Origin of the sequence: Sinorhizobium arboris LMG 14919 (assembly GCF_000427465.1) — a bacterium.
Classification (GTDB): Bacteria; Pseudomonadota; Alphaproteobacteria; order Rhizobiales; family Rhizobiaceae; genus Sinorhizobium; species Sinorhizobium arboris.
The window spans coordinates 3,043,055-3,066,802 of sequence record NZ_ATYB01000014.1; the positions used below are offsets into that span (position 1 = coordinate 3,043,055).

The 23,748-nt window shown below is 63.3% G+C and carries 26 protein-coding genes, 1 tRNA gene and 1 pseudogene; 20 read left to right on the forward strand and 8 right to left on the reverse strand.

Annotated features, from left to right (window positions below):
• The first annotated feature begins 95 nt into the window (after window positions 1-95).
• Both SINAR_RS0125945 and SINAR_RS1000000135815 read left to right on the forward strand, forming a co-directional pair.
• On the forward strand, window positions 96-350 hold the full coding sequence (locus SINAR_RS0125945) for a type II toxin-antitoxin system ParD family antitoxin (protein WP_028001787.1): 255 nt from the start codon (window positions 96-98) through the stop codon (window positions 348-350).
• Between the two features lie 20 nt (window positions 351-370).
• A pseudogene (locus SINAR_RS1000000135815) lies at window positions 371-562 on the forward strand (type II toxin-antitoxin system RelE/ParE family toxin); the annotation flags it as partial.
• A gap of 331 nt (window positions 563-893) precedes the next feature.
• Here the strand turns inward: SINAR_RS1000000135815 and SINAR_RS0125950 are convergent.
• Window positions 894-983 (reverse strand) — tRNA-Ser (locus SINAR_RS0125950).
• A 300-nt stretch (window positions 984-1,283) separates the two neighbouring features.
• Here SINAR_RS0125950 and rplU point away from each other — a divergent pair.
• From rplU to SINAR_RS0126020, 14 genes are all read left to right on the forward strand, one after another.
• On the forward strand, window positions 1,284-1,655 hold the full coding sequence (gene rplU, locus SINAR_RS0125955; protein WP_028001788.1) for a 50S ribosomal protein L21: 372 nt from the start codon (window positions 1,284-1,286) through the stop codon (window positions 1,653-1,655).
• 33 nt (window positions 1,656-1,688) lie between these two features.
• Window positions 1,689-1,958 carry a 50S ribosomal protein L27 gene (gene rpmA / locus SINAR_RS0125960; RefSeq protein ID WP_028001789.1) on the forward strand — a complete coding sequence of 90 codons (270 nt, stop codon included), beginning with the start codon at window positions 1,689-1,691 and terminating at the stop codon, window positions 1,956-1,958.
• 130 nt (window positions 1,959-2,088) lie between these two features.
• Complete coding sequence (locus SINAR_RS0125965) at window positions 2,089-2,721, forward strand: GNAT family N-acetyltransferase (RefSeq protein WP_028001790.1); 633 nt, start codon at window positions 2,089-2,091, stop codon at window positions 2,719-2,721.
• Window positions 2,718-3,305 (forward strand): GNAT family N-acetyltransferase, encoded by a 588-nt coding sequence (locus SINAR_RS0125970; protein ID WP_028001791.1) that lies wholly within the window; start codon window positions 2,718-2,720, stop codon window positions 3,303-3,305. The genes SINAR_RS0125965 and SINAR_RS0125970 overlap by 4 nt, the downstream gene beginning before the upstream one ends.
• Window positions 3,306-3,482: 177 nt before the next feature.
• On the forward strand, window positions 3,483-4,493 hold the full coding sequence (gene obgE, locus SINAR_RS0125975) for a GTPase ObgE (protein WP_028001792.1): 1,011 nt from the start codon (window positions 3,483-3,485) through the stop codon (window positions 4,491-4,493).
• 2 nt (window positions 4,494-4,495) lie between these two features.
• Complete coding sequence (proB, locus tag SINAR_RS0125980) at window positions 4,496-5,677, forward strand: glutamate 5-kinase (protein WP_028001793.1); 1,182 nt, start codon at window positions 4,496-4,498, stop codon at window positions 5,675-5,677.
• Entirely contained in the window at window positions 5,670-6,953 is a 1,284-nt protein-coding gene (locus tag SINAR_RS0125985; RefSeq protein ID WP_028001794.1) for a glutamate-5-semialdehyde dehydrogenase, read from the forward strand. Before proB ends, SINAR_RS0125985 begins: the two co-directional genes overlap by 8 nt.
• Window positions 6,954-7,009: 56 nt before the next feature.
• Window positions 7,010-7,576: a nicotinate-nucleotide adenylyltransferase gene (locus SINAR_RS0125990; RefSeq protein WP_234710663.1), complete on the forward strand. Its 567-nt coding sequence runs from the start codon at window positions 7,010-7,012 to the stop codon at window positions 7,574-7,576.
• A 44-nt stretch (window positions 7,577-7,620) separates the two neighbouring features.
• Complete coding sequence (gene rsfS / locus SINAR_RS0125995; RefSeq protein WP_028001796.1) at window positions 7,621-8,112, forward strand: ribosome silencing factor; 492 nt, start codon at window positions 7,621-7,623, stop codon at window positions 8,110-8,112.
• A 256-nt stretch (window positions 8,113-8,368) separates the two neighbouring features.
• Window positions 8,369-8,851: a 23S rRNA (pseudouridine(1915)-N(3))-methyltransferase RlmH gene (gene rlmH / locus SINAR_RS0126000; RefSeq protein WP_028001797.1), complete on the forward strand. Its 483-nt coding sequence runs from the start codon at window positions 8,369-8,371 to the stop codon at window positions 8,849-8,851.
• A gap of 139 nt (window positions 8,852-8,990) precedes the next feature.
• The gene (locus SINAR_RS0126005) at window positions 8,991-10,415 is read left to right on the forward strand and encodes a murein hydrolase activator EnvC family protein (RefSeq protein ID WP_028001798.1); all 1,425 of its coding nucleotides are present in this window, start codon (window positions 8,991-8,993) and stop codon (window positions 10,413-10,415) included.
• On the forward strand, window positions 10,405-11,727 hold the full coding sequence (locus tag SINAR_RS0126010; protein ID WP_028001799.1) for a S41 family peptidase: 1,323 nt from the start codon (window positions 10,405-10,407) through the stop codon (window positions 11,725-11,727). Before SINAR_RS0126005 ends, SINAR_RS0126010 begins: the two co-directional genes overlap by 11 nt.
• Before the next feature lie 177 nt (window positions 11,728-11,904).
• A complete protein-coding gene (locus tag SINAR_RS0126015) occupies window positions 11,905-13,113 on the forward strand; it encodes a divergent polysaccharide deacetylase family protein (RefSeq protein ID WP_028001800.1) in 1,209 nt (402 codons plus the stop codon).
• Window positions 13,114-13,171: 58 nt separating this feature from the next.
• Complete coding sequence (locus SINAR_RS0126020; protein ID WP_028001801.1) at window positions 13,172-13,699, forward strand: RNA pyrophosphohydrolase; 528 nt, start codon at window positions 13,172-13,174, stop codon at window positions 13,697-13,699.
• Between the two features lie 216 nt (window positions 13,700-13,915).
• Here the strand turns inward: SINAR_RS0126020 and bfr are convergent, their stop codons facing one another.
• The 5 genes from bfr to SINAR_RS1000000137435 form a co-directional block, all read right to left on the reverse strand.
• Window positions 13,916-14,401 carry a bacterioferritin gene (gene bfr, locus SINAR_RS0126025; RefSeq protein WP_028001802.1) on the reverse strand — a complete coding sequence of 162 codons (486 nt, stop codon included), beginning with the start codon at window positions 14,399-14,401 and terminating at the stop codon, window positions 13,916-13,918.
• Window positions 14,367-14,678, reverse strand: coding sequence for a (2Fe-2S)-binding protein (locus tag SINAR_RS0126030; protein WP_028001803.1), 312 nt, complete (start codon window positions 14,676-14,678; stop codon window positions 14,367-14,369). Before SINAR_RS0126030 ends, bfr begins: the two co-directional genes overlap by 35 nt.
• Window positions 14,679-14,943: 265 nt before the next feature.
• Window positions 14,944-18,294 carry an error-prone DNA polymerase gene (locus SINAR_RS0126035; RefSeq protein ID WP_028001804.1) on the reverse strand — a complete coding sequence of 1,117 codons (3,351 nt, stop codon included), beginning with the start codon at window positions 18,292-18,294 and terminating at the stop codon, window positions 14,944-14,946.
• Complete coding sequence (locus tag SINAR_RS0126040) at window positions 18,291-19,847, reverse strand: DUF6504 family protein (protein ID WP_167333610.1); 1,557 nt, start codon at window positions 19,845-19,847, stop codon at window positions 18,291-18,293. Before SINAR_RS0126040 ends, SINAR_RS0126035 begins: the two co-directional genes overlap by 4 nt.
• Window positions 19,747-20,700, reverse strand: a complete 954-nt coding sequence (locus SINAR_RS1000000137435) for an ImuA family protein (RefSeq protein WP_028001806.1) — start codon at window positions 20,698-20,700, stop codon at window positions 19,747-19,749. Before SINAR_RS1000000137435 ends, SINAR_RS0126040 begins: the two co-directional genes overlap by 101 nt.
• Before the next feature lie 169 nt (window positions 20,701-20,869).
• Between SINAR_RS1000000137435 and SINAR_RS0126050 the strand changes: the two genes are divergently transcribed.
• From SINAR_RS0126050 to SINAR_RS0126060, 3 genes are all read left to right on the forward strand, one after another.
• Complete coding sequence (locus SINAR_RS0126050) at window positions 20,870-21,304, forward strand: metallopeptidase family protein (RefSeq protein ID WP_028001807.1); 435 nt, start codon at window positions 20,870-20,872, stop codon at window positions 21,302-21,304.
• A gap of 123 nt (window positions 21,305-21,427) precedes the next feature.
• The gene (locus tag SINAR_RS0126055; protein ID WP_028001808.1) at window positions 21,428-21,688 is read left to right on the forward strand and encodes an AbrB/MazE/SpoVT family DNA-binding domain-containing protein; all 261 of its coding nucleotides are present in this window, start codon (window positions 21,428-21,430) and stop codon (window positions 21,686-21,688) included.
• Window positions 21,685-22,101: a type II toxin-antitoxin system VapC family toxin gene (locus SINAR_RS0126060; protein WP_028001809.1), complete on the forward strand. Its 417-nt coding sequence runs from the start codon at window positions 21,685-21,687 to the stop codon at window positions 22,099-22,101. The genes SINAR_RS0126055 and SINAR_RS0126060 overlap by 4 nt, the downstream gene beginning before the upstream one ends.
• 45 nt (window positions 22,102-22,146) lie before the next feature.
• Here SINAR_RS0126060 and SINAR_RS0126065 read toward each other — a convergent pair whose 3' ends face one another.
• Together SINAR_RS0126065 and SINAR_RS0126070 are read right to left on the reverse strand one after the other, a co-directional pair.
• Window positions 22,147-22,353, reverse strand: coding sequence for a DUF1737 domain-containing protein (locus SINAR_RS0126065; RefSeq protein ID WP_028001810.1), 207 nt, complete (start codon window positions 22,351-22,353; stop codon window positions 22,147-22,149).
• The gene (locus tag SINAR_RS0126070) at window positions 22,350-23,267 is read right to left on the reverse strand and encodes an HpcH/HpaI aldolase/citrate lyase family protein (RefSeq protein ID WP_028001811.1); all 918 of its coding nucleotides are present in this window, start codon (window positions 23,265-23,267) and stop codon (window positions 22,350-22,352) included. The genes SINAR_RS0126065 and SINAR_RS0126070 overlap by 4 nt, the downstream gene beginning before the upstream one ends.
• Window positions 23,268-23,373: 106 nt before the next feature.
• Between SINAR_RS0126070 and SINAR_RS0126075 the strand changes: the two genes are divergently transcribed.
• Window positions 23,374-23,625: a hypothetical protein gene (locus SINAR_RS0126075; protein WP_028001812.1), complete on the forward strand. Its 252-nt coding sequence runs from the start codon at window positions 23,374-23,376 to the stop codon at window positions 23,623-23,625.
• The last annotated feature ends 123 nt before the right edge of the window (window positions 23,626-23,748 follow it).

The following is a 23,748-nucleotide window of genomic DNA, read 5'->3' on the forward strand; positions in this document are numbered from 1 at the left end:
TGCAGTCGTTTTCCCCTCCCGTTGCACTCACGAATGCGCCTCCATTTGCCAATCTTTGCCAATCCATGCCATACTGAGGTGCGATGGAGGCCGATATGGCAACTATGAATGTATCCTTGCCCGATCCTATGAAAGAGTGGGTTGAAGCGCAAACCAGAACAGGCCGGTATGCCAACGCGAGCGATTATGTGCGTGACCTCATCCGCAAGGATCAGGAACGAAACGACAAGATCGCCGCCATGCAACGCTTTGTCGATGAAGGCCTGAAAAGCGGCGTCGGCTCGCGCTCGAAAGACGAGCTTTTTGAGGCGGCCCTGGAACGTGCAAAGGCGCCGCGCGGCAACGGATAATGGGTTGTCGCCTTTCTCTTCGGGAGCGCTTTGAAATATCGCCACCAATGCGCATCCATCCTTTCAGGGCCCGTCTCGTCGTCTACCGGATCGAAGAAGACGGCGATGTTCTCATTGTCCGTGTGCGACACGGACGTGAGGATTGGGCTGGGGACCCTCCTAGTCTGGATCGCGCCGGAATGATTTTGAAATTGCGACCGGCCTGCCTTTGAGTGTTTTGCCAACATAACCCCGAGAACTTCGCCAGCGAAAGCGTCGAGGGTTAAGCTCGGAACCAGTTCGCGCGGCGCGCTCGCGGAGCCAGACTTCGAGCACATCTCGGCTCATCTCTGACGGTGAGCACTGCCTTCGAGCCACGACCTCCTGGAAGCTGCGAAGAATTTGACGGTAATAGATCGGGCTGGTGGGGTTCCGCAGCCTCAGCCGTCGAGATAGCGGGCGATGATCCTGCCGTCCGTGTCGGGCCAGGTGTTCATGAGCGCACCCCCTGTCCCGACTTTACCGTTCAAGGTGCTAAGGATTTTTTTAGGCAGGTTAGAAGTATGGCGGAGAGGGGGGGATTCGAACCCCCGATGGGCTTGCACCCATGCCGCATTTCGAGTGCGGTGCATTCAACCACTCTGCCACCTCTCCGCGGGGCCGGTTGGCGCTTCTCAAGCGCGGCCGGTTCATAGCGGCAGTTTCTGCCGCTGGCAAGGGCTTCCATAAGAATATCTGCGATATGGTGGCTTTCGCCTTGACAAGCAAGGGCCGTTCCCGTAATCCGCGCCATGAGGTGGTGTGGGCTTAGCCCGTGCCGCGCCGGGTAAGTGTTTGTGCCCGTTCACTGGCGAAGGTCGAGGGTTTCCGAGGCGCTTCGCTCCACGTAGCGACTGACAAAAAGACGGCCTTGTCTTCGGGCAAAGAGCCGGACCGAACATGAAAGGACAAAATATGTTCGCAGTCATCAAGACCGGCGGTAAGCAGTACCGCGTGGCGGCCAACGACGTCATTACCATCGAAAAGCTGGAAGGCGTTGCTGGCGACAAGATCGAATTCACCGAGATCCTGATGGTCGGCGTCGGCGCCGATGCCACCATCGGTGCTCCGTTTGTCGAAGGTGCCGTCGTCAGCGCCGAAGTCGTGGATCAGGCCCGCGCCAAGAAGGTCATCGCCTTCAAGAAGCGCCGCCGCCAGAACTCCAAGCGCTCGCGCGGCCATCGCCAGCATCAGACGATCGTCCGTATCCTGGACATCGCTGCCGCCGGCGGCAAGGCGAAGAAGGCTTCGAAGAAGACCGAAGCCGCCGCTGAAGCTGCAAACTGAGTTCCGGGATCGAAGGTTTAAAGGAGAACACCAATGGCACACAAGAAAGCTGGCGGTTCGTCGCGTAACGGTCGCGATTCCGAGTCCAAGCGCCTTGGCGTGAAGAAGTACGGCGGCGAAGCCGTCATTCCAGGCAACATCATCGTGCGTCAGCGCGGCACGAAGTGGCATGCCGGCGCCAATGTCGGCCTCGGCAAGGACCATACGATTTTTGCGCTTACGACGGGCAACGTGGACTTCCGCAAGAAGGCCAACGGCCGAGTCTACGTGTCTGTAATGCCGAAAGCCGAAGCAGCGGAATAAGCCGGTAGCGCTCTAAAACAGCCGGCGTCTCATCGACCCGGCCGACGCACCGCAAGGTTCAAAAGCCAGACTTCAAAGGGGAGATGGGGCGATACCCAACTCCCCTTTTCGCATGTCTGGAGGAAGAACCATGCAAACCGAGCTCGTCAGGGAAGACCAATCCCGGTCTCCCGAACAAAGGCTGAGGCCTCAGCGGTCAAGGACCGATTGCCCGATATTGTTATCGCCGCGGCTCGTTTTGCGCGCGCCCCATGAAGACGATATCGACGCCCTTGCCCATCTTGCCAACAATGCCAACATCGCCAACATGGTCTCGCACATGCCGCATCCCTATACGACGGCGGATGCGGCCGATTTCGTGCGACGCGCAAAAGCCGGCACGATTGGCAAGTGCGTCTACGCGATCACGAAAGCGGACAATGGCGCATTCCTCGGTTGCTGCGGTGTCGAGCCGCACGCCGACGAAAGGACCGTCGAGCTCGGCTATTGGCTGGGCGAGCCCTACTGGAACCAAGGCTATGCGACCGAGGCGGCACAGACCCTGACCGACATGGCCTTCCGCACCCGCGACATCGATCAGATCGACGCGCGCTGCCGGGTCATGAACATCGCGTCGCGCCGGGTCATCCAGAAGTGCGGCTTCCAGTTCCAGGGTTCCGGCATGGTCGGCAGCCTGGCGCTCGGCGGCATGGTCCCGGTCGAATGGTACAGGCTCGACCGCAAGACCTGGGTCTCCTTAAGAAGCTGGGGAGGTGTCCGATGAACGCCCTGGTCACAGAGCGCGCCCGGGCCGTCGCCCGCCCCGGCCCCGGCCCGGCGCCGGTCATCGAAACGGAACGGCTGCGGCTGCGGCCGCACCGGCTCTCCGATGCCGCGGCCATCGCCGAGTCGCTCGGCGATTTCCAGGTGGCGCGGATGCTTTCGCGCGTGCCGGCGCCTTACCACCACCAGGATGCGCTCGACTGGCTCAACCGCCAGACGGCCAATATGCTGCCGGACTGGACGCTCGCCATCACCACCCTGGGTGACGACGTCCATATCGGCTGCATCGGCATCGAGCTCCGGCATGGCCAATGGCATGTCGGCTACTGGCTGAACCGGTTCTACTGGGGCAAGGGGCTGGCGAGCGAGGCGGTGCATGCAGCGATCGAGCGCTTCTTCCGCCGCATGCCGGAAACGATCCTGCATTCGGGCGTCTTCGCCGACAATCCGGCCTCGCTCAAGGTGCAGGAGAAGCTTGGCTTCCGGATCACCGGCTGCAGCCAGATCTATGCGCTCGCCCGCAATGCAATGGTCGCGCATATCGAAACCCGACTTGCGGCCGAGGACCTGCGCCGGCCGGACTGAACGGACACGGGACCCCGCCGGTACCGCTCCTGGCGGGGTTCTTTATGTCGATAATCTTTGACCTCTGCCGGAAGCGCCTATATCGATGGCGCAAAAGCAGAGCGGGATCGGGAACGTGCGCGGGCTGCCCCGACTTCCGTCCTCAACTTCAAGCGATCACGCAGAAATGGCGAGCCGATGAAATTCCTCGACGAAACGAAAGTCTATATCCGGTCAGGGGATGGCGGCGCGGGCGCCGTTTCCTTCCGTCGCGAGAAGTTCATCGAATTCGGCGGCCCTGATGGCGGCGACGGCGGCCGCGGCGGCGATGTCTGGGTGGAGGCCGTCAACGGCCTCAACACGCTCATCGACTTCCGCTATCAGCAGCATTTCAAGGCCAAGACCGGCACGCACGGCATGGGCCGCAACCGCACCGGCGCCAAGGGCGCCGACGTGACCCTGAAGGTGCCGGTCGGCACACAGATCTTCGAAGAAGACAACGAGACGCTGATCGTCGACATGGTGGCGGAAGGGCAGCGCTACCGGCTCGCCGCCGGAGGCAATGGCGGCTTCGGAAATGCGCATTTCAAGTCCTCCACCAACCAGGCCCCGAACTGGGCCAATCCGGGCCTCGAGGGCGAGGAGAAGACGATCTGGCTGCGGCTGAAGCTGATTGCCGATGCCGGTCTCGTCGGCCTGCCGAATGCCGGCAAGTCCACCTTTCTCGCCGCCTGCACCCGGGCCCGGCCGAAGATCGCCAATTATCCTTTCACGACGCTGCACCCCAATCTCGGCGTTGCGACCGTCGACGAAAAGGAATTCATCATCGCCGACATTCCGGGGCTGATCGAAGGGGCGCATGAGGGCGTGGGCATCGGCGACCGCTTTCTCGGCCATGTCGAGCGCACCCGCGTGCTGCTGCATCTCGTCTCCGCGCAGGAAGAGGATGTCGCCAGGGCCTACAGAACCGTGAAGCACGAGCTCGAGGCCTATGGCGGGGGGCTCGGGGAGAAGCCGCAGATCGTGGCGCTGTCGCAGATCGACGTGCTCGACGAGGAGGAATTGAAGGCGAAGGCCAAGGCGCTCGGCAAGGCCTGCGGCACGCCGCCGCTCCTCATCTCCGCCGTGACCAACAGGGGAATGACGGAGGCGCTGAGAGCATTGCGCAGCGTCATCGCCGCCGCCCAGGCGGGCGAGGAGGACGCTTGAGCATGACCAAGGCCCGCAAAGCGCTAGAGAAATACCGCCGGGTCGTCATCAAGATCGGCTCGGCACTTCTCGTCGACCGCAAGACGGGGCTGAAGAAGAGTTGGCTCGACGCCCTCTGCGCCGACATTGCGGCCCTCCGGGCCAAGGGCGTCGAAGTGCTCGTCGTCTCCTCCGGGGCGATCGCGCTTGGACGCACGGTGCTCGACCTGCCGGCGGGTGCCTTGAAGCTCGAAGAGAGCCAGGCGGCGGCCGCCGTCGGGCAGATCGCGCTGGCGCGTGCCTGGTCGGAGAGCCTCTCCACCCATGCGATCGTCGCCGGCCAGATCCTCCTGACGCTCGGCGACACCGAGGAGCGCCGGCGCTACCTCAATGCCCGCGCGACGATCGGCCAGCTTTTGAAGCTCGGTTCCGTTCCGATCATCAATGAGAACGACACGGTCGCCACGACCGAGATCCGCTATGGCGACAACGACCGGCTGGCAGCGAGGGTCGCGACCATGGTCGGCGCCGATCTTCTGGTCCTGCTTTCGGACATCGACGGGCTCTATACCGCGCCGCCGCATATCGATCCGAATGCCCGCTTTCTCGAAACGGTCGCCGAAATCACGCCCGAGATCGAGGCGATGGCAGGCGGTGCGGCTTCAGAGCTTTCGCGCGGGGGAATGCGCACCAAGATAGACGCCGGCAAGATCGCCACCACGGCCGGCTGCGCGATGCTCATCGCCTCCGGCAAGCCGGAGCACCCGCTGGCAGCGATCGAGGCGGGCGGGCGCTCGTCCTGGTTCGCGCCGTCAGGTTCTCCGGTGACCGCGCGCAAGACCTGGATCGCCGGACAGCTCCTGCCGGCCGGTTCGATCGTGATCGACGCCGGCGCGGAAACGGCATTGCGCTCCGGCAAGAGCCTGCTGCCGGCCGGTGTACGGCAGGTCACGGGAAGCTTCAGCCGCGGCGACACGATTGCGATAACAGGCGCGTCCGGCCGCGAGATCGCCCGCGGGCTCGCCGGCTACGATGCCGACGAGGCGCGGCAGATCGCCGGCAAGAAATCGGCCGAGATCGGCGCTATCCTCGGCTATGCCGGCCGCACCGCCATGGTGCATCGCGACGATCTGGTCATGACCGCTCCATCGGGCGCGCGGCTGGCGGAGGAAAGCGACGAGGGAAAGGGCAAGCTCCATGCTTGAGACGGTCGAGAACGGCAAGGACGTCAACGCGATGATGCTGGACATCGGCCGCCGCGCAAAAGCGGCCGCCCGGCCACTCGCGACGGCAAGCGCCGAGCGCAAGCATGCGGCGCTCATCGCCATGGCAGCGGCCGTGACCGCGAGGACTGCGGAAATTCTCGCCGCCAATGCGCTCGACCTCGACAACGCGCGTGAAAGCGGCGTCGCCAGCGCCTTCATCGACCGGCTGACGCTGACGGAAAGCCGCATCCGCGACATGGCGGACGGCATCCGCGCGATCGCCGAGCTCAGGGACCCGGTCGGCGAAGTGATCTCCGAATGGGACCGCCCGAACGGGCTCCACATCGAACGGGTGCGTACGCCGCTGGGCGTCATCGGCGTGATCTATGAAAGCCGGCCGAACGTCACGGCGGATGCGGGCGCACTCTGCCTCAAGGCCGGCAATGCGGTGATCCTGCGCGGCGGCTCCGACAGTCTTCACTCGTCACGGGCGATCCATGCCTGCCTCGTCGAAGGACTGGCGGCCGCGGGCCTGCCGGAGGATGCGATCCAGATGGTGCCGGTCGCCGACCGCGCTGCCGTCGGCGCGATGCTCACCGGCTTGAACGGGGCGATCGACGTGATCGTGCCGCGCGGCGGAAAAAGCCTTGTCGCCCGCGTACAGAACGAGGCGCGTGTGCCGGTCTTCGCCCATCTCGAAGGTCTCTGCCACATCTATGTCGATGCGTCGGCCGATCCCGATATGGCGAAGAAGATCGTCGTCAATGCGAAGATGCGCCGTACCGGCATCTGCGGCGCAGCCGAGACGCTGCTGATAGACCGCAACGCCGCCGAAAACTTCGCAATGCCTCTCCTCCAGGCGCTCGTCGATGCGGGCTGCGAGGTGCGCGTCTGCGACGACCTCGGAAGGCTCATGCCCGGCCTGAAAGCTGCAACCGACGAGGATTGGGCGACCGAGTATCTCGACGCGATCATTTCGGCGAGACTGGTCGACGGCATTTCCGGCGCGATCGAGCACATCAACACCTGGTCGTCGGCGCATACCGAGGCCGTGATCGCCGAGGATCGCGCCGTGGTCGAGCGATTCTTCTCCGAGATCGACTCGGCGATCCTGCTGCACAATGCCTCGACTCAATTTGCCGACGGCGGCGAGTTCGGCATGGGTGGCGAGATCGGCATCGCCACCGGCAAGATGCATGCGCGCGGACCCGTCGGCGTCGAGCAGCTCACCTCGTTCAAATATCGTGTGCGCGGCACCGGACAGGTGCGGCCCTGACGACACCGAGCGAAGTGAATGCGCGCTATCTCAGCATGCCGCATGTCGAATCCGGTATGGCAGTCGGCCTCTTCGGCGGATCTTTCAATCCGCCGCATGAAGGGCATGCGCTCGTCGCAGAGACCGCCTTGCGCAGGCTCGGTCTCGACCAGCTCTGGTGGATCGTAACGCCCGGCAATCCGCTCAAGGATCGCAACGATCTCGCGCCGCTTGGCGAACGGATCGCGAAGAGCGAAAAGATCGCCGGCAACCCGCGCATCAAGGTGACCGCTTTCGAGCAGGCACTCGGGCAGAGCTATACGGCCCGCACGTTGGAAGTGATTCGCGCCCGCAACCGCGATGTGCATTTCGTCTGGGTCATGGGTGCGGACAATCTCAAGAACTTTCACCGCTGGCAGGACTGGCGCAAGATCGTCGCCACTTTCCCGATCGCCGTCATCGACCGCCCGGGATCGACCCTCGCCTATCTCTCATCGCCCATGGCGAGGGCCTTCAGCCACGCTCGCGTCGACGAGGACGATGCGGGAGCCCTCGCCTTCCGCCGCGCGCCCGCCTGGACTTTCATTCACGGGCCCCGTTCGGGCCTGAGCTCGACGGCGCTTCGCTCGTCCAAATCCGGGTGATTTCCAGTGATTCCGTTCTCCTGTCTTGAAACCGTATAGGTTTGATGCCTACATTTAGGTACGGTTCGAACAATTACTTCGAATCGAACGTGCCTGTTCTGTTCATTTGGAAAGGAAAAACCCTGACAACAGCACACGCCAAGGGATATGCGACATCAGCATTCCCCCGCAGCACGGAATCGAGCGACGAAGCCGCTGTCCGTGCGCTTCAACTGGTCCTCGAAAGCCTAGAGGACTCGAAGGCAGAAAATATCGTAACCATCGACATTGCCGGAAAATCGGCGCTGGGAGACTTCATGGTCGTCGTCTCCGGGCGATCGAACAGGCATGTGATGGCCATTGCCGACCACTTGATCACGGACCTGAAGGACGACGGCCTTGGCAGGGCGCGCGTCGAAGGTCTCGAGGGTGGCGACTGGGTATTGATCGACACCGGCGATGTGATCGTTCACATCTTCCGGCCGGAGATCCGGGAGTTCTACAACATCGAAAAGATGTGGGCGGCTCCCGACGTCGAAGACGGTACCCTGCACTGAGACGCGTCGCCCGATCCTGACCATCGACTCAGGACGGAGCGACGGCCGGTGCCGAATGTGAAACGCGGGCTGTCACCGCCGCTAAGGCGGATGGCGGCAAGAGTTGTTTTGCCGGTCGAAACTGCAGCACCGGGCGTCCGGGCGGACGCGCAATGGTCGCTGCACCACAGGTGCTGCTCGTTATTTCTTGGATCCACTTCGATTTGAGGATGCATGCAGCAGTATCGGCCTGCGCCGGCGGGGACGGATCGGGATCATGCGTATAGGACTTTTCGCAGTCGGCCGCCTGAAGGCGGGGCCGGAAAAGGACCTTGCGGGCCGCTATCTCGACCGGTTCGCCAAGGCGGGTCCGGCCGTCGGCCTTGAATTGGCCCGCGTCGTGGAAACGGCCGAAAGCCGCGCCGCCAATGCCGAAACCCGCAAACGCGAGGAAGCCGCCCAGCTTGAAAAAACGCTCGCCGACGGCAGCCTTCTCGTGTTGCTCGACGAGCGCGGCAAAGCGCTCGACTCGGAAGCTTTCGCGCGCCTGCTTGGTCGTTTCAGAGACAGCGGCAAACGCGACCTGACGATCGCGATTGGCGGCGCCGACGGGCTCGATCCGGCGCTCCACGCACGCGCCGACGCCGTGCTCAACCTCGGGAGGATGACCTGGCCGCACCAGCTCGTGCGCATCCTCATCGCCGAACAGCTTTATCGCGCCGTGACTATCCTTTCGGGGCATCCTTATCATCGAGCGTAGATCACGAGTCGAAGCCCCTCCCAACCTCCCAACGACTGAAGGAAGCTTCGTCCGCCTCCCGACCCGATAACGCGAATATGTATTGGTTTGCCCCGCCAAATCAGACTAGGGTCTCCTAACTTTTGGACCTGCGAACTGGATGAGACCTTCAGCCACTAGAGTCGACTTGGAACGCAGTGCCCGGCGGTTCGGCCGCGGTACTGCGATCATGGCGCTTTTCCTGTCGGTGATCGGCCCGACTGCGGCTCAGGACGCGCCTGCGGGCGCGCCATCCGGCGTGAGCGCCGCGGAGCAGGCGCCGCCGGACCCGGCGGCTGACCTCGCCGTCCGGCGCGACAGCACCGCGAGCGAACTGGAGGCGCTGTCGAGGACGATCACGCTGTCGCGGGAGCGCTCCGAGGTACTCGAGAAGACGATCGCCGAGATCGACAAGAGCAACGAGGCGCTGCGTGGCGCCCTCGTGGATTCGGCAGCCAAGCGGCAGGAGCTCGAACGCCGCATCGCCGACGGAGAAAGGAAGTTCCGCGACCTGCGCGTCAAGGAGGATGTGGTGCGGCGTTCGCTGCGCGCCCGTCGCGGCCTGCTCGCCGAAGTGCTGGCCGCCCTCCAGCGCATGGGCCGAAATCCGCCGCCGGCAATCCTCGTGACGCCGGAGGATGCGCTCGCCTCGGTCCGGAGCGCCATTCTGCTCGGCGCCGTCGTTCCCGAAATACGCGAGCAAACCCAGAGCCTCGTCGCCGACCTGCAGGCACTTGCGGATATTCGCGCGGGCATCGCCAGGGAACGCGAGGAACTGACTGCCGCAATGACCGCCCGGCTCGAGGAAGAACGGCGCATGTCCATGCTCGTTGCCGAAAAGGAAAAGCTGAGGCAACGCAACGCGGCCGACCTGGCGGTTGAACAGCGCAAGGCCGAGGAGCTCGCCTTGCAGGCGGAGAACCTCGAGGGTCTGATCGCATCGCTCGAAAACGATATCTCCTCCGTGCGCGAAGCGGCCGCCGCCGCCCGCGCCGAAGAGGAGGAGCGCCGCCGCATGAGCGAGGCCGAACGGGAGGCTGCGCGGGAGCTCGCCAGGAGTGCAGTGCCCGACAAAAACCGCATTGCGCCGGCATATGTCTTTTCCGAGCTGCGGGAGCGGCTGGCCTTTCCCGTTGCCGGTTCGCTTGTGCGCCGTTTTGGCGACGCGGACGGAACAGGGCATTCACTGCAGGGGATCATGCTCGAGACCAATGCAGGCGCGCTGGTGACCACGCCGGCGGACGGGTGGATCGTCTATGCCGGGAGTTTCCGCAGCTACGGGCAGATGATCATTCTCAACGCCGGCGACGGGTATCATATCGTGCTCGCCGGCATGGAGAACGTCAGCGTCCGGCCGGGACAGTTCGTCGTGGCCGGCGAGCCGGTGGCGACGATGGGTGCAAAAAGAGTGGCGAGTGCGGCGGCCTTGGCGCTGGAAACCGACAGGCCAACGCTTTACATTGAATTCAGAAAAGACGGGAAGCCGGTTGATTCCCGACCGTGGTGGACCGCAGCAGAGGTTGGAAGGGCGCGAAATGATACGTAGAGCTTCACTTGTCCTGGTCGGGGCGCTGATGGGCGCCACGGCGATGGGCGTCGTCTATTCGGCAACCATGCCGGCCGTGGCCGCGAATTCGTCGACATACCGGGAACTCGCGATCTTCGGCGACGTCTTCGAGCGCGTGCGCGCGCAATACGTGACGCCGCCGCAGGATGACAAGCTGATCGAGAACGCCATCAACGGCATGCTCTCGTCTCTCGACCCGCATTCGAGCTATATGAACTCGGCCGACGCCGAAGACATGCGCACCCAGACGCGCGGCGAGTTCGGCGGCCTCGGCATCGAGGTCACCATGGAGGACGATCTCGTCAAGGTGACGAGCCCCATCGACGACACGCCCGCCGCCCGCGCCGGCGTGCTCGCAGGCGATTTCATCTCGAAGATCGACGGTCAGGACGTCCGCGGCCTCAAGCTCGAGGAGGCGGTCGACAAGATGCGCGGTGCCGTCGGCACACCGATCAAGCTGACGATCCTGCGCAAGGGAGCCGAAAAGCCGATTGAGCTGACGATCGTGCGCGACGTGATCGCAGTCCGCGCCGTGAAGGTGCGTGTCGAGGGGGATATCGGCTATCTCAGGGTCATCTCGTTTACGGAAAAGACCTTCGAAGACCTGAAGAAGGGCATTGAGAAGATCAAGGCGGAAATTCCCGCAGACAAGCTCAAGGGCTATGTCCTCGACCTGCGCCTCAATCCGGGCGGCCTGCTCGATCAGGCGATCAATGTCTCGGACGCGTTCCTGGAGCGTGGCGAGGTCGTTTCGACCCGCGGCCGCAATCCGGACGAAACCCGCCGCTTCAATGCGACCCCGGGCGATCTCGCCGATGGCAAGCCAGTCGTCGTGCTCGTCAACGGCGGTTCGGCGTCCGCTTCGGAAATCGTCGCCGGCGCACTCCAGGACCTGAAGCGCGCGACCGTTCTCGGTACGCGCTCCTTCGGCAAGGGTTCGGTGCAGACGATCATCCCGCTCGGCGACGCCGGCGCGCTGCGTCTGACGACGGCGCTTTATTACACGCCGTCCGGCAAGTCGATTCAGGGCACCGGCATCACCCCTGACATCAAGGTCGAACAGCCGCTGCCGCCAGAGCTTCTGGGCAAGGTGGAAGCGCAGGGCGAATCCGATCTGCGCGGCCACATTCCGGGTCAGGAAGAGACCGAAGAGGGCTCCGGCTCGGTCGCCTACGTGCCGCCGGAACCCAAGGACGACATTCAGCTCAACTATGCGTTCGACCTGTTGCGCGGCAAGAAGACGGATCCGTCCTTCCCGGCCAATCCGGAACAGGCGCAACTGAAGGAATAGATCCCTCGCCCGCCAGTTTTGGGCTGCATCAAACAGGAGGCGCCGGGCTGTTCAACCCGGCGCCTTTATATTATCCATCGGACGCAGCCGTTTATGCGATGATTCTGGTCCCTTCATGTTTCATCGTCATGGCCGGCAGCGATTCGCGCCAGGATCGAAGCTCGACCGAGGCCCCGTTTGGCAACTGATCTCAATGCCCCCCTTGGCCAGAACCGGAAGGAGAGACCGGCACGCAAGCGCGATCTCCGTCGCCTCCTGCGCTACTGCGGCCTTGGCTCCGGAGCTCTTGCGGTCATCGGGCTCACGGCATGGAGCGCCCTTTCTCCCGGTCTCCTGAGCCACTCGCCCGCGACGCCGGGAGCGAGCGAAGCGACTGCAGCCGCCGAGCAAACGCGCGCCGTCGGGGGTGGCAAAGCACAGAACCCGTCCGGTTCGCTCAACCGCAGCGGCGCACTCTCCGGCGCGCATGTCGAGGAAGTTCTGGCCGACGACGGCGCGACGGTCAGGAAATACACGCCCCGTCCGCGCGAGTCCGGCGGCCCCGCCCTCATCGATGCCGGAACGGCGCGCGGCCAGGATCCGCGCATGGCCGCCCTTCCGAATGAAAGCCTGCTGGAAGACAGCCCCGAAGGCCGCCTGCCGGTCATCGGCCCGGATGGGCTGAGGCCCATGGACCAATATGCGCGCCCCTGGTCCGGCGCGCGCGGAACGCGGATCGCCATCGTGGTCGGCGGCCTCGGGCTCAGCCAGACGGGGACGCAGCGTGTCATCCGCAATCTGCCGCCGGAAGTGACGCTCGCCTTCGCCGCGGCCGGAAACAGCTTGCAGCGCTGGATGCAGGAGGCAAGGCGCGACGGCCACGAAATCCTGCTGCAAGTGCCGATGGAATCTTTCGATGACCCGAACGACGATCCGGGCCCGCATGCGCTGCGCGTTTCTTCCGATGCCGGGAAGAACCTTGCGGCTTTGCACCGCAGCATGGGGCAGATCACCAACTACACCGGCATCATGAACTATCTGGGAGGGCGGTTCCTCTCCAACGCGGATGCGCTCGAGCCGGTCATGCGCGATCTCGGCAGGCGGGGTCTTCTGTTTCTGGACGACGGGACGTCGGCGCAATCGCTCTCGGGCACACTCGCCGGCGCCTTCGACGTGCCGCACGGTTTCGCCGATCTCATGCTCGACGCCGAGCTCAGCCGCAATGCCATCCTGCGCAGGCTCGACGAATTGGAGCGCATCGCGCGGAGGAACGGCACAGCCATCGGGGTCGCTTCCGCCTTCGACGAAAGCGTGGCGGCCATCGCCGAATGGATCGAGGAAGCCGGCGGACGGGGCATCGAGGTGGTCGGCGTGGCCGCGCTCGTCAAAGATCCGAAACAGAACTGATTTAGTCAGCGGGTAGCCGTGTCATACGGCTTGCGGAAACATGCAGAGGAAGGATGATATGGGCAAGGATAGTGGGCGCGTCAGAACGGCGGATGATCTGCCCTATCGGCCATGTGTCGGCGTCATGGTTCTCAACCGGCAGGGACTTGTCTGGGCCGGGCACCGGCTCGCCGTCGGCAATTCCGAATATGACGGTTCGCCGCAACTCTGGCAGATGCCGCAAGGGGGCATCGACGAGGGCGAGGACCCGCTCGCGGCCGCCTATCGCGAACTCTACGAGGAAACCGGCATCCGCTCGGTTTCGCTCATTGCCGAAGCACCGGACTGGATCTATTACGACTTGCCGTCGCATCTGATCGGAATCGGACTAAAGGGCAAGTACCGCGGTCAGAGGCAGCGCTGGTACGCCCTCCGCTTCGAGGGCGACGAAAGCGAGATCGCCATCAACCCGCCGCCCGGCGGCCACGAGCCGGAATTCGACGCCTGGGAATGGAAGCCCATGCACGAGCTGCCGGGCTTGATCGTGCCCTTCAAGCGCAAGGCCTATGAAGAGGTCGTCGCCGCGTTTTCGCATCTGGTACCGTGAGCGAAAGGATACCGGAATAAGCCCCTCATCCGGCTGCCGCCACCTTCTCCCCGCTTGCGGGGAGAAGGACACGCGGCTCCGCCTTGCCCCGCATTCGACGGCGGAAGACGCCTGGCGTTTGCCGCCTGTCCCCTTCTCCCCGCAAGCGGGGAGAAGGTGGCCGGCAGGCCGGATGAGGGGCTGATTTAATTCGCCGCCCCTTGAGGGGGCTGGGATTTACTCGGCTTCGTCAGCCGAAGCGGCGTTGAGCTGGCCGTATTTCTCGTCACCGATCTTGTCGAGCAGGTCGAGCTGGGTTTCGAGGAAGTCGATGTGGCCTTCCTCGTCTGCAAGGAGTTCCTCGAAGAGCTTCATCGAGACGTAATCGCCGGCCGCGTGACAGATATCGCGGGAGTTCTTATAGGCCGTACGGGCGTCGTATTCACCTGCCAGGTCGGCCTTCAGCACTTCCCTGACATTCTGTCCGATGCGTAGCGGCGCGACCGTCTGCAGGTTGGGATGGCCTTCGAGGAAAATGATGCGCGCGACGAGCTTGTCGGCGTGGTGCATTTCCTCGATCGATTCGGCCCGCTCCTTCTTGGCGAGCAGCGTATAACCCCAATCTTCGAGAAGGCGGTAATGCAGCCAATACTGGTTTACGGCACCGAGTTCGAGATAGAGCGCTTCGTTAAGCTGCTCGATGACCTTTGCGTCGCCTTTCAAGATCCGCCCTCCGGTTTTCTTCATGGAATTGTCTGAGGCGGCTCATGAAATCAAATATCTCGGCGTCCGTCGAGTCGCGGCGGGCGTGATATTGCTCGGTGGTGCGGATGATGATGTCGACGACGTTGGGAAAACAGCCGCAGCAACGGCCGCGTTTTTCCATCGCATGATAGACTTTCGCCGGCACGATCAGCTGCCAACAGTCCTCGTCGAGGAGGCTGACGATCGTGTCCTCGATTTCTTTCTCGGTGATGAAATTGCAACTGCAAACCAGCATTTCGTCTTGCCTGCCATACGCAACGCTCTGATTTTGCGATAAAGCAAAAGAGGACATTTGCCGTCAACTAAAAACTCCTCTCCATATGGTTGAGGCATGCATTAGAGCCGTTCTAAACTTGACGGAAATCATCGCATTTTCATTACATTAGGCGATTCTAAGGAGAGTATTTTTCTTCCATAACTTGTAGTTCCGGCTGGAATGCCTGCGACATTTTTACACAGGATCCTCCTTGGAACGGTGCGAGTGGCATGCGATTTCGGGTTCAATGGAAATTGCGCCCCTTCGGCATGACCTGCGCCACCTGGGCGGCCGTCTCGCCCTCCGGCTCTGCCCCGGCGGGCAGGCCCAGGCTCAATTGCCGGAGTTTTCTTTTCTCGCGGGCGTCCGCGCTCGGCCGCAAGGCGCCGTCCGCCCGGTCGTTGGCGCCGAAACGCCGCGCTTCCCGGCGCAGCAGGCCGAGCATCGGCGTTATATCCTCGAGATGATCGGCGACCACGTGAATGACGCCGCTCTGGCTCTGCAAGCGGCCGCGGACTTTCACAAGCCGCGATCCCATGACCTGCGGCCGGTATTTGTGAAACGTCTTTTCCCAGACGATGATATTGGCGATGCCGGTTTCGTCTTCGATCGTCATGAAGATGACGCCATTGGCGGAACCCGGCCGCTGCCTGACCAGCACAAGGCCCGCCACCGTCACCCATTTTCCTGTCGCAGTTGCCGCCAGATCCCGGCTGCGCAGGATGCCTATTCGGGAAAAATCCTCCCGCATGAAGGAAACGGGGTGCGCCTTCAGGGAGAGCGTCAAAGTGCGATAATCATGAATGACCTGTTCGCCGGCCGGCATGTCGGGAAGAGCGATCTTGGGCTCGGCCTGCAGATCGACTGAACCCGCCCCCTCGAAAAGCGGCAGCCGCTCCACCGCCGACTGCTCGTCGAGCGCCTTCACCGCCCAGAGGGCCGCCCGCCGGTCGAGGCCTATCGACCGAAAGGCATCGGCATCCGCAAGGCGCTCCAGAACGGAGCGGGAAAGCCCGGAGCGAAGCCATAGGTCATGAGCGGAGCGGTATCCCTCTCCCCGGCACGCGACGAGCGCCTCCATATCCGTTTGCTTCAGTCCTTTGACCAGCCGGAAGCCAAGCCGCACGGCTTTCCGGGTTTCGATTACCTCCCGCATGCTGGCGTGGCGCGGGTCGACAGCATCCTTGCTGAACGCGCCCTCGCCTTCGAGCAGGGCATCCCAATCCGAATGATTGATGTCGACCGGCAGCATCTTGACCCCGTGTTCGCGGGCATCGCGCACCAATTGCGCCGGCGCATAGAAACCCATCGGCTGCGCGTTCAGGAGCGCGGCGCAGAAGATGTCCGGATAATAGGTCTTGAGCCAGGCCGAGGCATAGACGAGAGAGGCGAAGGAGGCAGCATGGCTCTCGGGGAAGCCGTATTCGCCGAATCCCTTGATCTGGTTGAAGCAGCGCTCGGCGAATTCCCTCTCGTAGCCATTCGCGACCATGCCCTCCACCATCTTCCGCTCGAAGGTGTGGATCGTACCGGTCCGCTTGAAGGTGGCCATGGCGCGGCGCAGGCGGTCGGCCTCGCTGGGCGAGAAGCCGGCGGCGGTGATCGCGATCTGCATCGCCTGCTCCTGGAACAGAGGCACGCCCAGCGTCCTTTCCAGGACCGCCTTCAATTCCGGGCTCGGATACACGACCGCCTCGCCCCTGCGCTGGGCTTCGCGCCGCTTCAGATAGGGGTGCACCATATTGCCCTGGATGGGACCGGGGCGGACGATCGCAACCTCGATCACCAGATCGTACATTTCGCGCGGCTGCAGGCGCGGCAGCATGCTCATCTGCGCCCGGCTTTCGATCTGGAAGACCCCGACCGTATCGGCGCGGCAGATCATGTCGTAAACGGCTTTCTGCTGGTCCTGATAGATTTCGGCCAGCGTTTTCTGCTTTCCGTAATGCGCCGCCAGAAGCTTGAAGCCTTTGGCAAGGCAGGTCAGCATGCCGAGCGCCAGCACGTCGACCTTCAGGATCTTCAACTCGTCGAGATCGTCCTTGTCCCATTCGATCATGTAGCGGTCGGGCATCGCCGTATTCATGATCGGCACGACCTCGTCGAGCCTGTCGCGGGTAATCACGAAGCCGCCTACATGCTGCGAGAGATGGCGCGGAAAATTCATGAGCAGACTGGCATAGGCCAGGACGCGCCTGGTGAGAGGGTCCGCCGCGTCGAGCCCCGCGCCTTTTGCCTGCTCCTCGGTGAAAGGCGAGGTCCCCCAGCCCCAGATCGAACTGACGAGGGCCGACTGCACATCCTCGGAGAGGCCGAAGGCCTTGGCGACCTCGCGCCCTGCGGAGCGTGAGCGATAGCTGATCACCGCGGCGGTAAGCCCGGCATGCTCCTTGCCGTAGGTCCTGTAGATATACTGGATCACCTCTTCGCGCCGCTCATGCTCGAAATCGACATCGATATCGGGCGGCTCGTCGCGATCCTTCGACAGGAAGCGGTCGAACAGCAAAGTGAATTTCTGCGGATCGACATCGGTGATGCCGAGGCAGAAGCAGACGGAGGAATTGGCCGCCGACCCTCGTCCCTGGCAAAGAATCTCTTTGCTGCGGGCAAACCTCACCAGCTTATGAACGGTCAGAAAGTAAGGCTCGTACTTCTTGTCATGAATGAGTTCCAACTCATAGTCGATCTGCCGCTTCACCTTGTCGGGAACGCCTTCGGGATAGCGCTCAGCCGCGCCTTCTGCGACGAGCCGCCGCAAGCTTTCGGCCGGCGTCTCTCCTTTGGCGTTTTCGTCCGGATATTGGTGGCTGAGCTCGTCGAGGCTGAAGGCGAGCTCCCTGAAAAATTTCCCGGTATTGGCGATCGCCTCGGGATAGCCGCTGAAAAGCCGGGCCATTTCCCTTGGACCCTTCAGGTGCCTTTCGGCATTCTTCTGCAGAAGGAAACCGGCTCCGGCGATCGGCACATGTTCCCGGATGGCGGTGACGACATCCGCAAGCGGCCTGTAATGCGGAGCGTGATAGAGCGCGTCATTGGTAGCGAGTAACCCGATGCCGGCCTTTCGGGCAATTGCGGCCAGAACGGCAAAGTCATGCCGGTCGAAGCCGTCATAATGCGGCGCCAGGCCGAGATAGAGCCGGTTGCCCGCATGCTCCTGCAATTTCCCGAGCAGTACCTCCAGGCTCTCCGGTTCCGGCCGCCCTTCGCTTTGCATTACGATCAGAAGAAGCTCCTCCTGCCATTCGAGCAGATCGGCGAGATGAAGCGTGCAATCGCCCTTCTTCGAGCGCAGATTCCCGGCGCTGAGCAGCCGGCAGAGATGTCCCCAGCCCCGCCTGTTCTTCGGATAAGCGAGAATGTCCGGCGTGCCGTCGGCAAAAACGAGGCGGGCGCCCGGCCGGAAAGGATAGCCCTCCACCTTCGCCTTGGCATGCGCCCTGACGACGCCGGCGACGCTGTTGCGATCGGCGATGCCGAGACCGGCAAGCCCCGCCTTCTTGGCGAAAACGACCATCTCCTCGGCCGGCGCCGCCCCTTCGAGGAAGGAGAAATTCGTGCGCGCACCGAACTCGTAGAAGACAGTACCCACGCTCATGCGAAAACTCCGTGCATGAACCAGCGGGGCGAGGCGGTCTCTCTTCCGTAAAGGCCCTCGCGAAACAGCCAGAAGCGGCGCCCGTCCTGATCCTCGATCCGGAAATAGTCGCGCGTCGGATGGTTCTCCCCGTCGATCCACCATTCGGCGGCGATGCGCTCCGGCCCCTCGGCACGGGCGACGCGGTACCGGGTCTTGCGCCAGTTGAAGCTGCGCGGCGCGCCCTCGGGCACTTCCGCCGTCGCCTCCACCGGTTCGGGATGGGCGAAAATCCGAAGCGGACGGTTCTCGGGGAAAGCGCCCTCTTCAAGGGCAGGCGGCCTCAGGACCGCGGCCACGTCCGTCACGGAGGCAAATCCGCCCGCCCGTTCCGGCAGATGGCTTTCGGCAAGGGTCGCCTGCATCAGGCAATCCGGCCCGAAGCGGGCGGAGACCTTGTCGACGAAGGCCGCCAGCGGTTGGCTTTCGTCGGGAACGCCGGAAAAATCCTGCTGCGCCGGATCGAGCCTTTCGCTTCTGAGGACCGAAAGCCGGACGATCTCGAAACCATATCCTGCATCGAGATCGTCATGAACCGCCTGCAGCCGCTCGCGAAAGAGAGCGGCGATGCGACCGGCATCGTTCAAGGGCACGGCCGCGTGGGCGCGAACGCGGAATACCCTGCCGTCGACCCGGAAGAGAAGAAGTTCGAAGAGCCGCCCGCCTTCGCCATGCCGCTCCAGCGACGAGCGGACATCCCTGGCGAGATGCCGGGTCAGTTCGAGAATGTATTCCTCGTCCTGCAGCGGCTCGGCGAGCCGGCGTTCGGCGGAGAAGCTCGCCACGGGCAGCCGGGGTGAAAGCGGCTCGTCCTCGAAGCCCCTCGCCTGATCGAGCCTGAGGAGAAGAAAAGAGCCGAAGCGGCGGGCGAGCGGCGCCCGCGGCGCTTCGAGAAGATCGCCGATCTGCTTCAGCCCGACCCGTTCGAGTGCGGCCGAGGTCTCCGCCGGCAGTCGCAGCGCGGCGACCGGCAGGGGTGCAAGAACCGGATCCCCATCCCCGGGCGCAATGACGTCGATATCGCCGTACCGGGTGACGGCCCAGGAAAGGCCGGCTGTGGAGGAGACGGTCGCCCGCGCCTCGACGCCGAGAGAGAAAAGACGCGACAGGACATCGCTTATGAGCGCCTTTTCGCCGCCATGAAGATGGGCGCAGCCGGTGATATCGAGGAACAGCCCATCCGTGCCGTCGAGTGCCACGAGCGGCGTATAGCGATCGCACCAGTCGGCAAGCGCCTCCAGAAAGGCCAGGTCGGCGGCAGGATCGGCGGCAATCACGTCGAGCGAGGGACACATGGCGCGGGCTTCCGCCGCCCCCTGGCCGCGCTTCAGGCCGATGCGCTCTGCAAAAGTATCGAGCGCAACGAGCCGCATGGCATTGTCGATCTTGGCGGCGAAGACGACGGGCGGATGGTCAGGACGCCCGCGCGAAAGCCAGGAGGCGCCCCATCGGCTGCGCGCGATGCGATCGGCCGGCAGATGCGGAAAGTGGATCGACAGGATCCGCTGGCTCATCGTTTGTCCGAAGAGCGGCGTTCCGGCATTCATCGAGTGAGTAGAAGCGGCGGTCATGGGCGTTCCATTCAAGAAAGATGTCGTCAGAGGCTTGAAGCCTGCTTTTTTCGACAAGGAGGTGAAAGGCGGGATGGCCGATGCTGCCGCAAAGCACCGAACCATCGGGAAGAGGACGTTCGCCGGCCGGTGCCGGCCTGACCTGGAGCCGGAAGAAGGCGCTGCTCGCCTCCTCCTCGCCCGCCTGACGCAAGACGAGGAGAGGCACGCCGCCCGCCCGGGCCCTCACATGCAGACGCCGGCTCTCGCTCAAGGCGAGACAGGCAGGATTGCCGCGGATTTCCAGAACGACCGCGGCGAAGACCGGCACCGAAAGCGCCGTCTCGGTGATCCACAGCGCGTCCTTCACCGTGCGTGCCGAAACGAAGAGGAAGCGCTCGGCGTCGAGCCCATGGGCCTTGAGGCCCGGCCCATAAGGCTGACCCGCCTCACGGGCAGCAAGCGTCTGGCTGATCCAAAGGACCGGGGCCAGACAGCCATTCTCCTTCTTCTGCTGCTGATAGAGCGCCGCAAGCGCCGCCACGAAACCGGCGGCCGCACCCGCATCCCGGGTCTCGGCATTGCGGATCTCCATCATGCCCTCGAGCGGCAACCCGCCGTTCAGGACGTCATCGAAGGGCGGGACGCCGAGCGGCAGGACCCTGCGGCGGGAGGCTTCCTCCTTCCCGCGCCGAAAGCCGGCAGGGTCAGCCGCCTTGGCCGACCGGACGCATCCCGGCAGCCCGCGATCTTCAATCCGCGCAATGGTCTCGCGAAGGGAAAGAATGGTTTGCCGTTGCACGGCGTTTCCGGCCATGACGGTCAGCTCCCATCTGCATGTTCATGTTATGTTCTTATGGATTCCAGAGCTGCCCTCAAGAGTCAACAACCAATATTGAGAATATATTCCTTCCTCCTTCCGGGGAAGAATTCATCCCTCGAAAAACCGGGGCAAAATCGTTATATGAAGACGACAAGGAGTGCCCATGGCCCGCATTGACCAGACCGATGATTGGCGGGAACGCCACGCACCGACGCTTACCGTATTCGAACAGCTCGCGTTTGAAGCCTACAGCCACCTGCCTGAGGAATTCCGCAAGCTGACGACGGACCTCACTATCGAAGTCGCCGATTTTCCAAGCGACGATGTCTTCGAAGACATGGCGCTCGAAACGCCGTTCGACCTGCTGGGCCTCTTCGAAGGCCGCGGCATCGGCGAACGCTTCACCATGGAAACCGGGGAGTTCCCGAACCGCATCACCCTCTACCGCCGCCCGATTATCGACTACTGGGCCGAAAACGAGGAAACGCTCGGCGACATCATCACCCATGTGCTGATCCACGAGATCGGCCACCATTTCGGCCTGTCGGACGACGACATGGAACGGATTGAGGAAAGCGTGGAGCATGTGGGCGGCTGAGCAGGACTCCCGTCCACGGCCGCCGGGACCTGCGCCCGCAAACCGACACTCACACATCCGTCACTTGAATCCGGAGCCGAATCGACGTATATACAGATTCGTATATACGACAGGAGGCGCACCATGCCCCACATCGCGCGCGTATTCCAATCCGGAAACTCTCAGGCGGTTCGCCTGCCGAAGGAATTTCGCCTCGATGTCGATCGTGTGGAAATCACGCAAGAGGGCGATGCGCTCATTCTGCGCCCGCATGTCGAGCGCGGTGAAACATGGTCGTCGCTGAAGGCGGCGCTGGCGCGTGGCGTCAGCGAGGATTTCACGCAGAGCGGGCGCGAGCAGTCAGAACCACAGGATCGGCCGGATCTTGACACGGTATTTCCGTGATTTCGCATCTCCTCGACACCAACGCTGTCATCGCCTTGATCGGCCGCAGGTCGGAAATACTGGTCAACCGAGTGCTCCAGAGCCCCGAAGGGACGATCGGCCTATCGCCGATTGTCGCGCATGAACTGTATTACGGTGCGCAGAAGAGCGCGAGAGTCCAGCACAATCTGGAAACCTTGCGCCTGCTGTTTGCGGATTTCCCGATCCTCGATTTCGACCAGCGCGACGCCTTTGCCGCCGGCGGTATCCGGGCCGCCCTGGCCGCGAAGGGAACACCCATCGGTCCCTATGACGTGTTGATCGCCGGTCAGGCGAAAGCGCGCGGCCTGACGCTCGTCACCAACAATGTCGGCGAGTTCAAACGGATCGAAGGCCTTCGCGTGGAAGACTGGTCGGCGAAGCACGGATCATGACCGCCTGTCGACGCCGACGCATACCCGACCGCAGGGCCGGGCCCCCTACTGCTCCGACAGTTTCATATCCGGGTGATAGTCCTTGCCCTCCACTTCCTTCACCACCGCCTGGCCGCATTGCATGTGCTGGGTATCGGCATTGAAGGCATAGGTCGGCGAGCCGTGCAGCGCCCACCCCTGGTTCAATGCGGCCGTCACCTTGTGGCAGAAGGCGGCGTCGTCGGGGCCGGTGAGAAAGCGGTAGAGTTTCAAGATTTTGCCTTTCGTTTTTCGATGAGGTCCGCCTTGGCGGCGATCCTCATCGCCTGCTCCAGGTGGAGACGCTCGACCATCCGGCCATGAAGGTTGATGACGCCCCTGCCGGCATGGTCCGGCAGGGCAAAGGCGTCGATGATCGCGCGCGCCTCCTCGACCGCGGCCTCGTCCGGGCCGAAATGCCGGTTGGCCGCTTCGATCTGCGCCGGATGGATCAGCATCTTGCCGTCAAAGCCCATGTCGCGCCCCTGTCGGCATTCCGCCTCGAGCCCTTCCGGATCGCGGAAATCGTTGAAGACCGCGTCGATGGCGTCCAGCCCGCTGCCGCGCGCGGCAAGAAGGATCTGCATCAGCCAGGGGACGAGATAGGTCCGGCCCGGAAGGGCGGGCACGCCCGTCTCCTTGCGAAGGTCGTTCAGCCCGACGACGAAACAGTCGAGCCGGCCGCCGGACGTGCGGCCGGTCTCGGCGATCGCCGGCGCGTTCACGACCCCGTGCGGCGTCTCGATCATCGCCCAGAGCCGCAACTCTTCCGGCGCGTCTCTTTCCGAAAGCCAGTCGAGCGGGCCTTGAATATCGGCCGGGCTTTCGACCTTGGGCAGAAGGATCGCATCGGGCCGGGCCGCGAGAGCCGCGGCGAGATCGGCCTCGCCGAAGCCGGAACCCGCCGTATTGACGCGGATGACCGTTTCGCCCTGCGGCCGGTTCCGGGCAAGATGCCGGACGAGCGCATCGCGTGCTCCAGCCTTGCGGTCCGGCAAGACCGCGTCCTCGAGGTCGAAGATGACGGCGTCCGCCGCCAGAGCGCAGACCTTGGCGAGCGCACGCTGATTGTCGGCCGGAACCGAGAGCACCGAGCGGCGCAGCCGCACGGGATGATGGTCGATTGCTCTGGTGCTGTTCCCTGTCATGCCGTTCGTTGTGCCTGCCTTTCAACCTTTGCGCAAGACGAGACGAGCGAACCCTCTTGCAAGCCGCATCGCCAACACCCACATGCCGATCAGAAAGGTGACAATCATGCAAAGCATCCGCTCTGTTCTCTTCACGGCCGCTGCCATCACCATCACGCTCGTGGCCTTCGTGTTCACCGCCTCGCTCGCCCTGGCGCTCGCCGGGATCGCCGCCATTGTTGCCGTCGGCAGCGCCATCGCCGCCAAGCTCAACGGACGGCCTGTGCATGCTCAAGCGCACCCACGTTCGAATCCGACAAGCAATCAGCGCGAAATGCGGATATGGAACGACGGGCGCGGGACGATCATAGATCTTTAGAATCGGATTGCCGGAAGCGGGATGAGAACGAGCGTGAAGCGGTTTTCCGCGCCCATCCCGCTCCCTGAAAGCAGATTCTCCTTCATTTCGGCGCAAAACTGATCTAAACGCTTATCGACATTT